We start from the raw sequence: 8,914 nt of genomic DNA, 5'->3' as shown, positions 1-8,914 counted from the left end.
CACTTTTTTATTTTGTTTTATCGCTGCGCACGCACGGTTTAAGAACGCGCCGTGATCAAAAAAGTCAATTGAACCAATATGAAACACAGTGGTGCACACGCTCTTTTTTTAATGTTATTATTCCCCAACGGTGCGAAAAATAACGAGCGCCGGGTTTTCAAATTGCGTCCCAATTTAGCAATTGTTGGTTAGATGGCGTCGCAATTTACTGTTCATAAACGATTATTCTCTTTGTATGTGATCTTTCGTGTAAGCCGCGCCCACAGTTTCATCTGGTATCACCTCGTTTCAAAATCTCCTCCCTAAGCCCCTTACTCTTTGACTTAGCGCCTTTGTGATGTTTCAATTTGTTCCTTATCGTGCAAGTTTGTGCCACGATTTTTTTGTACACAGCAATGTACATCTTAAGGAATAAAAATGCTCACTGATGCCAGGCTGAGAAAGCTCAAAGGTAAACCGGTTGAAAAGCGTTACGAACTCTCCGATGCGAACGGCCTTTCCGTACGAATTACGCCTGCCGGCATGATCGTCTTCCAGTTTCGCTACCAGTTCAACGGTAAGCCCCGTCGCATGACTTTAGGCCAGTATGATGAGGTATCTCTCAAAGAGGCGCGTGAGGCGGTTGTCAGTGCGAAAAAAATTCTTGGTACAGGCAAAGACCCAATAATTGCCAGAGAAATGCAGCTCGATAAGCAACGTTCTTCCCCGACGGTTGAAGCCTGCATAAAGTCGTGGCTTGAAAGTGCGCCAGCCAGACGTCTGGTGAAACACGACCATTGGGAGCGAGCGTTAAACCGGCATGTCGTTAGCCAGGTCGGTTCAATGATTGTTGAAGATATGGAGGTTAAACACTGGGAGCCTGTTTTTGCCCGAATGCGCGCAAATGGAGCAGAAACCTTTGCCGGCGAAATCTTGTCGCGCATGAAAACAATATTTTCATACTGCATACGTACCGGGATGATCCGCTTCAATCCTGTTTCTGAACTGCGCGTAGTGGATGTAGGTAAGCCCGTCAGAACAGGAAAGCGAGTTTTCAACGATAAAGAAATTGGAGCTTTCTGGTCAGCTCTTGAGGCTTCGACAATAACTGAGCAAAATAAACTGCTGCTTAAGTTACTCCTTCTCACCGCCTGTCGCGGCGTGGAGTTGAGGCTTGCCAGAAAGAAGGAGTTCGATCTCGATGAAAAAATCTGGTATGTGCCTGAATCAAGTTCTAAAACTCGTGAGCCATTTGAGCGGGGATTGTCTAATGAAGCTGTTCATTTACTAAAACAGGCATTTGCTCTTTATCCTGATTTCCAGCAGGTTTTTCCCCCAGCAGCAAAAAAAGAGGACCGGCCAATGGCGGCGGGGGTATTGCTTAACCTGGCCGCACAGCTTCGTGATGATCTGGGTATTCCCCATTGGTCTATCCATGATCTTCGACGTACGGCAAAAACAAAGATGAGTGAGTTGGGCGTCCTGCCCCACATATCCGAGAAAGTACTTGGTCATAAACTCGCTGGAGTGCTGGCAGTTTATGACCAGCACGCCTATCTCAAAGAACAGCAGGAGGCCGCAGAGCGGCTTGCTAACCATATTCATTCCTGTGTAGGTTCTGTCAGTCCCTGAGCCTCAAAAAAACGCATTACATCGCAATAGCGGTACTGCTCGCCGCCTTTTCCAGGATTGGTTCCCGGTGCAGGCTGGGGAAAGGGCGTTCCGTTTTTCTCCCATGCCTGCCGTTTACGCCAGAAGGTTGTACGCGAAATGCCGCCGAGCATCGCCTGAACATTTTCGCGATTAATTAATACTGGTTTTAAGTGAATATTCATCATAGTTTTCTCTTCAGGTATTCATGCTAAAGATTTATCAGAACGAATGGCAGGTAGAGCGCGCAGACGCCGTGCGCCTGTCATTGCCGTGGCCACATAGCTGGTGCGCCGGTTCGTCACCTCGACCACCACCTTTGCCCCCTCAACCTGCACCGTGTAGGTGCTGACGGTAGCGCGCCGGCCGAACTCCCCGAACCGTGCGACGTGTTCCGCCAGCGCCGCATCGCATGCCTGGCGGGCAATCGGTGATTGTTTACTGCCGCGGTTAATCAGCTTCATACGGCACGCTCCGGATCGAAACGGTCCCAGCAGTTGCGCTCGATGTTGGCACGCAGGCGACGTTCTTCCACATCCTCCACCGTGCGGCCCGTAATGCTTACTACTTCCTCGTTGCTGTGCATTCTCAGCAGCGCCAGTTCGTGCATGTTCCAGCGGGTATTGTTTTTATCTGCCATCGTTATTTCGGGAGGGCGGACCCTCCCGCCTCCCTCAGCTAACGTATTCTGGTTTCATATCGAGCAGGTTGATGCTGAATCGCTCGTACAGATCATCGCCCAAATGACGTTTAGCGGCCGCCAGCGTCTGTTCAGCTTTTGCGAAAAGCTCAGCCGCCTCAGGCTCGCCGGGCTGGGGCAGGGAGTTGATCGCCGCCTCAACTTTATTGCGTGCATCAACCAGGTAATAACGCTTAACCGCTTTGTTCTTAAGCTCCGTGAACAGCGCAGAACCCAGCATCTGTTTTGCTGTCTCGATATCAGCGCGCACGGCTTTGGCGGCATCCACGTCCTCTGCCTTCTCGATGCGATCCCGGAATTCATCTGCCGCCGCGTCAATATTGACTGTGGACTCCTGCGCGCTGCTGGTGGCCGGCTCTTCCGCTATCTCGGAGACACTGACGCGCTTTGCTGGTGCCGGGTTAATGATTTTTTCCTGGCGCTCGTCGATTTCATCAGCGGTATAAACGCCGAGGATCACATCAGGGCAGTAAAGGCGCGCCCAGCGTTTCACTGCCAGATAAGCAAGTTGCTGGCGTGGATCGCTCGCCCACAGTGTTGAATTACGCACCTGCGCCTGAGACAGCATCAGCACCAGTTCACGTGGCTCTTCCTCACCCTTCATCGTTGCCCATACTCGCACACCCACGCCAGCCTCATCCTTCAGATCCCAGCCAGGAGCTATGTAGGTATTGTTTTTCGCACTGGTTTTCTCAACAAACCGGCCGACAATGTTTTCCCAGGCACCAAACCACTCAAAATGTAGGCGGTCTTTCGTGGGAGACATATTGGTAACGACTGCGTTGACCAACTGGGCTTCATAACCGAGCACGCCGCTGTTTCCGACGATGAAGGTTTTCTGAGCCACCGCGAATGGGTCCATTCCCCAGCGCGCGGCCTGCATTACAACTGCCATACAGGCATCAGGCTTGCCGCGAAAATGCGCTGGCACGAACGATTCGCTGTTCGCCATTACCACTGACAGGGTGCGGAGGCGATCGAACAGTTCACCGTTGGTCAGGATAGAAACGTTGTCGATCATCTGCGTTTTGTTTTCAGTATTAGAAATTGATGTGGTCATTTTCATTTCCCCTTATGCCTGGGCGCGCAGCGCTTCAAGGCGGCGCATATCAAAGTCGTTCAGTTCATCGGTGTAGTCGCTGGTGATCGGCGCGGGCCATACGCCGGTGTCAAATGCCGTGGCGATTGCCTGCATGGTGTTGTGGTATTCCAGCGAACCCAGCTCAAGCAGTTCCGGCGACGCCTCGATAACGGCCACCCAGTGATAGCCAGGCTCTTTGTTGATGAAGATCCAGAAGAACTGGTCAAAGTCAGCCACTTCTGAATACATCGCGGCGCTGAGGTGATAATCACGCTCAATAATTTCGCGGTGCAGGCGATCGCGCAGGCGCTCCTGCTTCACGTTGGCTATGCCAAGCGTTTTCAGGTCGGCGGCGATACGCATACCGTCGATTTCCAGTTCGATATCGGGACGCACGCGAACCTCCAGCCCGGTCTGCTCATCGATACCGAAATAACTGACCTCAACCTCGCGGGACGGGTGGCGCAGCAGTTTCCCCGCGCTGGGATGCGCGTACGCTGCCCGGTTCAGCGCTTCAAGATGTGCAAAGTCGACGTCAGAGACGATGCTTTTTCCCGCGGCACCAGCCTGCCACTGCGAGGTAAACTCTTCTGCAAAGACGGCTTCCGGATTGATTTCTCGGACTATCGCCGCGAGCGCATATTTGTTGCCGCTGATGTTGTAAGGCTGCTTTTTGGCGCGTTCGGCTGCCACGAATTCAGGCTCAATGGTCGCGAGTTGCTCCAGCAACGCATCGCGGCTACCACTGACTTTCAGGGGCTGCGGCAGCGTGGCGTTAAACTCTTTGATACAGGCCTTCATCGCCGCTGCGGTGTATTTTTCAGTTTCGGGGATCCGGCGGAATTCGTCAGCCAGACCCTTATACAACAGGGCGGTTTCCTCAGCGTTCCCGTTGAGTGACAGGGGAGCGGGCAGAGCACTGTTATGTGCCTCAATCATTTTTTTGAGGCTGTCGGCATCCACCAGCGGCGGCAGCGCGGCGTTAAACTCCTCAATGATTTTTTTCATTTCGGCAGTGGTGGCGATTGCGCCTTCCGGCAGGCCTGGGAAAACTGTAAATTCATCGCCGAACTTTTCAGGCTCCAGCGTAAGGGCGTGCAGAACGGTACCGAACTGCAGCGCTCTGGTTTCCTCGCGTGGAATAGTCCGGGCAACGTGGCGGCCATTGAAGTACATCAGGCTGATTCGCGCGTCTTTTACCTGCGTGCTGCTGACGCCGTTCGCCGCGTGGTAAACCTCGTTCGGCAGACCTTCATAACGGCCCGGTTCGAAGTACGCCGGAAACTCCGGTACCGGTGGTTCAGGTTGTTGCACGGGTGGCTCGATTTGTTGCGCTTGTGGCTGCTTTTGTTCCGTTTCTGGCCCGGTCTGGTGCGGAATATCAGTATTCTTGTTCGTATCTGTATCGGCCTGGCCTGCGAGATGTGGCGCGTTTGCTGCCAGAATCTCGGTACCGGTTAAGGTAACTGCCTGCGGATCAGCTGCATCAGCGCTTTCGCCTGGTGGTATCGCATCAGTAACTTCGATTTTTTCTGGCTGAGCCTCTTCCATCTGCACATCGTCTGCTTTCTCCACTTCCTTTTTTTTGACTTCATTTGAGGGGGTATTGGTGACCGGATTTTCTTTCGCACCAATCAGACCTTCGATGGAGAACACTCCTCCACCCAGGCTTTCAAGCTTGGGCTGATCATCAGCAGCTTTTGTTTCTACAATGGCTTGCCCGATAATTTCATTCTCCCGGCTCACATCCGGCGTATGGCCAGCTGCCGCCAGGGTTTCTTCAGTTGGGGCTTCATGATTGCTTTCTGTCAGGTTTGCATTGATGTAAGTTTGCAGGCTGACCGGGAAATGATGAGCGTTCTCCGCCGCGCTGCGAATCAGAGAGAAAATCGCAGCACGAGAATAATCAAGAATACCGGCACACTTGCGCAGGGCCGCCGACCATTCTTTGAACGGGCTCTCTTTTTTGGTTACGATCTCTTTTGCCCGACGGTAAACCCCACCCGGGATGTCATAAATGTTGAAATCCATTGGCAGCGTGGCCAGCGCGATCTCAACGTCCAGAGTATCCAGGGTGTGAACATAGTCGGGATTGCGGTCAGTTTTATTACCGCCGCCTGCGTTCGTGCCAGTGTCAGTGCGCTGTACGACTGCATTACCTGATTTCTTAAGCCACTTTGCGGTCACGGCATCACGCCCAGGCTTTCTGCCATCGATGCTGGCAGTATCTGAGTTATGACCGTTAATCCAGTCAGAAAAGAATGAGACGAGTTGCCCCAGTTGAGGTGATTTGCCATCAGCAGGCCAGATGGATTTGGTATCGTTGAACAGGTCTGCCAGCGTCTCAGGAAAAACGTGCTGCAACTGGCGGATATCGTTATTGCGACAGGCTAACAGCACATTTTGCGGATAGGTGGCATCCATATCCATGCTGAGGCGTGAGATTTCCAGTTTCTGATCGTCGCTCAGCTCGTCGAAGAGACCATAGAGCCAGGTACCGAACACGCGCTGCTCGAAGCTGTACTGCTGATGAGTGAAGGCACGATCCTGTACAGCAGAAGCAATATTTTCGTTAGTCTTGTCAGTAACTTCATCGGTAACGTCAGTATCCTGAGTTGGTGGGTTTTCATTCACCCAGTCTTCCACCAGCTGGCAGCGATCGCCTGACTCGGCCTGCACCCAGGCATTTACGAAACGGGCAATCAGCTCTGCATCATGTTCCTGATCGAGCTGGAAAACCTTTTTAACTGCCTTGACCAGCTTCCATTCGACATGCGCCGAAAGCTCCTTAATTGCCGGGGTGTCCGCAATGGCCAGTAACAGGCCCTGAACAAAACAGCTCTCTCCATTGCCTTCCATTACGCCGATTTCGATGTGCTGTTCCATAGTTATTTGGTTCAGCTCTTCATCATGCATAAGGTGCGCAATGAGACGCTGAATCAGTCGCAGGCGAGAAAGAGGGCGGAGATCGCCGTTGTCAGCAGCATGCGAAACTTCAACATTCGCTTCCGGCGCGAGAGGGACGACGGTTTCGTCAGGTGCAGCACCTTCTACAGCGGAAACTGACTCAGTGTCAGGCTTCAGTTTCCAGGTGCGCCCGTCTTCCTGCAGTTCGTAGCGATCGCACCAGGTAAAGTCGATTACGCCTTCTTCAGGCAGATCATCAACTACCGGGAAATTGGTCAGAACAGGCAACTGATAATCCTGCCCACGTCCAGTTTCAATTTCAGCATCTTCAAGGATAATCTGCGCCTGAAGCTTACCGCGCGCCTCTGTCTTAGCTGAATACCAGAAAACACCATTAGGTTTTTTCGATTTCTGGCTGGCCTTAATGAGATTGAAAAATTCCATACAGGATCCTCAATTTTGGGTGTTAGAATCCCGGAGCCATTGATAGCGCCCATCGGGTGTTCTTTGGTTTTTGGTAATTTCCAGCGTGCTTTGGTCGGTTCCGCTGGACGTAAAGCCCGCTTCGGCGGGTTTTTGCGTTTAGCCTTCGTGGGCCATCTGATCGTGACTGGCGCACTTCTCGGAGCAGTACTCTTTTTCTTTTCGGGCCAGTTCCCGCCCCCGGCGGTAAAGAAGTGTGCTCTTCACCACTTCCTCAGGCTTAACTGGCTTACTGCAATAACCACATCTGATTTCCATCATCCCTCCCGAAATTAACCTTTAGGTGGCCGGTTGTTCATCAGCGCGGACAATGCCATCAACCGGATAGCATTCACCGTTAACCTGCTGCTCAACCGCTGCCGCTTCACACTGCTGCTGGTTGTCATACACACCCAGCACCACATCCTGAAAATCACCGTTGGTCATGCCAATCGTCAGCACTAAAGCGAATAACGTATTCATTGGTGAGCTCCATGATTAGCGAACGAGCCGTGATATTTATTTCTGAACTCAATACTCACCAGCTCAGCAAGCTCTAAATCCTTAAAGCTTCCAACCAGGCTTTGATAGCCATTTACACAGCCGGCCACGCGCCAGGACTGCTCTCGTTTACACCAGGTCACGCCCTTAATACCGCTGGTGTTATCGGATCGTAATGCCTGGTTCTGCCCATTCTCGGAAGGTGAAGCCAACCTGATATTTTCAAGACGGTTGTCAGCACGGTTACCGTTTTTATGATCCACAAACTGTGGCGGCCACTCTCCGTACGAATAAAACCATGCGAGTCGATGAGCCTGATAAGCGACCCCATCGATTTTTATCTCGATATAGCCCTTGTGTGTTAAGCGACCAGCTACAGAGCCGACTTCAAAGTTATTCACCTTTACCGCTCTGGTGAAATGCCCGGTAGCAGGGTTATAGCGAAGAACTGTTTTCAGTCTTGCCATAGAGATAGTGTTCATTTTCATGCGTGAACCGTCCCCGCTGGTACAAGGTTCGGCTCTATGCCACGAGAAGCATACGGGCGGCGAATGTGGCGCAGGTTTCCCTGCGGTTCATGCCAGTAAGTGCCATCGGTGTAGTTAAAAGAGACGAGCCAGGCTGCGCCGGTGCGCTGGTTGCGCATTCGAACTGCCTTCCCGCTGTTTGGTACTGCCTGATTGGTAGTTGCCATCTCATCCTCCCGGTCTTTCCCGGCGTCAGAACGTTTGTTTAACCTGACAACGCTGCGCGTGTTGTCGATGGGCTAACAATACAAATAACTTTTGTAATTGACAAGCAAAATGAAAATCTTTTTTTCAATTCAGGGCGGCAGAATGCAGCCATTCAGGTGACTGCATTGAAAATAAAGAAGAGATTATTACTTCTGGATGCTTTGAATGATGCTTAACACATCATCCTTGAGGAGGTCTAATTGCTGGAGAGTTGTCTTGGCGTGAACAATAAGGCGTAATTTTTCCGCCTCAGGCATTTGATTAAACAATGCAAGCAAAGCGGTTTCTTTCTCATCTAACTGCCGCGGGGCAGCGTCAGCGCTAAGGGCGTTATCGCCAGCTTCTGGAGGCATGAAAAACCAATGTTCCGGTTTGCCAGCAGCAGCAGCCAGGCGTTTCAGCCTTTCTCCTCTAGGAGCTGATTCACCTTTCGCCCATTGCTGGACCGCCTGGGGAGTTACCATCGCTCTCCTGGCAATATCTGACATGTTCCACCCGAACTCATCTCTTACGAGCTGGAGCCGGTAGGCAAACGCTTCATGGGGTGCTGTTTTCATGCCTTCCATTCTACAAGGTAGCCTTTCATTCCGCATTGCAAAGATAATTTTCAATCATCGTTGAAAAAATTATTTTCATATTGTAATCTTGGTTTTCAACAACCGAGGTCTTGATATGACGAAATCCATCAAACAACGAGTTTGCGCTGTAATGACCCAAACCGAAATAGCAAAAAAGCTTGGCACTACATCACAGGCAGTAAGCCTTTGGTTAAACCATGAGGTTCCTGCTCATCGTGTACTGCCGATCTGCAAATTGCTTGAGTGGGAAATTACGCCACATGAAATTCGCAGTGATATCTACCCCAACCCTACTGACGGCTTACCAAAACGGGAGCTTTAA

At 51.5% G+C, this 8,914-nt stretch carries 12 protein-coding genes; 2 read left to right on the top strand and 10 right to left on the bottom strand.

The genetic code is table 11. From position 1 onward, the window contains the following. The first annotated feature begins 417 nt into the window (after positions 1–417). Entirely contained in the window at positions 418–1,611 is a 1,194-nt protein-coding gene (locus ACMGGS_RS18855) for a tyrosine-type recombinase/integrase (RefSeq protein ID WP_414163899.1), read from the top strand. Here ACMGGS_RS18855 and ACMGGS_RS18850 read toward each other — a convergent pair. The 10 genes from ACMGGS_RS18850 to ACMGGS_RS18805 form a co-directional block, all read right to left on the bottom strand. Then, positions 1,581–1,817 (bottom strand): hypothetical protein, encoded by a 237-nt coding sequence (locus ACMGGS_RS18850; RefSeq protein WP_414163898.1) that lies wholly within the window; start codon positions 1,815–1,817, stop codon positions 1,581–1,583. The two genes, ACMGGS_RS18855 and ACMGGS_RS18850, sit on opposite strands and share 31 nt — an antisense overlap. Before the next feature lie 18 nt (positions 1,818–1,835). After that, a complete protein-coding gene (locus ACMGGS_RS18845) occupies positions 1,836–2,093 on the bottom strand; it encodes a DUF4060 family protein (protein ID WP_414163897.1) in 258 nt (85 codons plus the stop codon). Further along, a complete protein-coding gene (locus ACMGGS_RS18840) occupies positions 2,090–2,269 on the bottom strand; it encodes a hypothetical protein (RefSeq protein WP_414163896.1) in 180 nt (59 codons plus the stop codon). The genes ACMGGS_RS18845 and ACMGGS_RS18840 overlap by 4 nt, the downstream gene beginning before the upstream one ends. 34 nt (positions 2,270–2,303) lie before the next feature. Further along, complete coding sequence (locus ACMGGS_RS18835) at positions 2,304–3,389, bottom strand: RecT family recombinase (protein ID WP_414163895.1); 1,086 nt, start codon at positions 3,387–3,389, stop codon at positions 2,304–2,306. Between the two features lie 12 nt (positions 3,390–3,401). After that, positions 3,402–6,761, bottom strand: a complete 3,360-nt coding sequence (locus ACMGGS_RS18830; protein WP_414163894.1) for a RecE family exodeoxyribonuclease — start codon at positions 6,759–6,761, stop codon at positions 3,402–3,404. Between the two features lie 138 nt (positions 6,762–6,899). Further along, complete coding sequence (locus tag ACMGGS_RS18825; protein ID WP_414162849.1) at positions 6,900–7,061, bottom strand: YdaE family protein; 162 nt, start codon at positions 7,059–7,061, stop codon at positions 6,900–6,902. A gap of 18 nt (positions 7,062–7,079) precedes the next feature. Beyond that, a complete protein-coding gene (locus ACMGGS_RS18820; protein WP_414163893.1) occupies positions 7,080–7,262 on the bottom strand; it encodes a DUF1482 family protein in 183 nt (60 codons plus the stop codon). Continuing rightward, on the bottom strand, positions 7,259–7,768 hold the full coding sequence (locus ACMGGS_RS18815; protein WP_414163892.1) for an HNH endonuclease: 510 nt from the start codon (positions 7,766–7,768) through the stop codon (positions 7,259–7,261). Before ACMGGS_RS18815 ends, ACMGGS_RS18820 begins: the two co-directional genes overlap by 4 nt. Next, entirely contained in the window at positions 7,765–7,974 is a 210-nt protein-coding gene (locus ACMGGS_RS18810) for a hypothetical protein (RefSeq protein WP_414166340.1), read from the bottom strand. The genes ACMGGS_RS18815 and ACMGGS_RS18810 overlap by 4 nt, the downstream gene beginning before the upstream one ends. A 186-nt stretch (positions 7,975–8,160) precedes the next feature. After that, a complete protein-coding gene (locus ACMGGS_RS18805) occupies positions 8,161–8,580 on the bottom strand; it encodes a helix-turn-helix domain-containing protein (protein WP_414163891.1) in 420 nt (139 codons plus the stop codon). Between the two features lie 106 nt (positions 8,581–8,686). Here ACMGGS_RS18805 and ACMGGS_RS18800 point away from each other — a divergent pair, with 106 nt between their 5' ends. Next, positions 8,687–8,914 carry a transcriptional regulator gene (locus ACMGGS_RS18800; protein ID WP_414163890.1) on the top strand — a complete coding sequence of 76 codons (228 nt, stop codon included), beginning with the start codon at positions 8,687–8,689 and terminating at the stop codon, positions 8,912–8,914.

The sequence above is a fragment of the Superficieibacter sp. BNK-5 genome (genome assembly GCF_047456055.1).
Taxonomy (GTDB): domain Bacteria; phylum Pseudomonadota; class Gammaproteobacteria; order Enterobacterales; family Enterobacteriaceae; genus Superficieibacter.
Note: the sequence above shows the minus strand (reverse complement) of the source record. Positions and strands in the feature narration are given on the sequence as shown.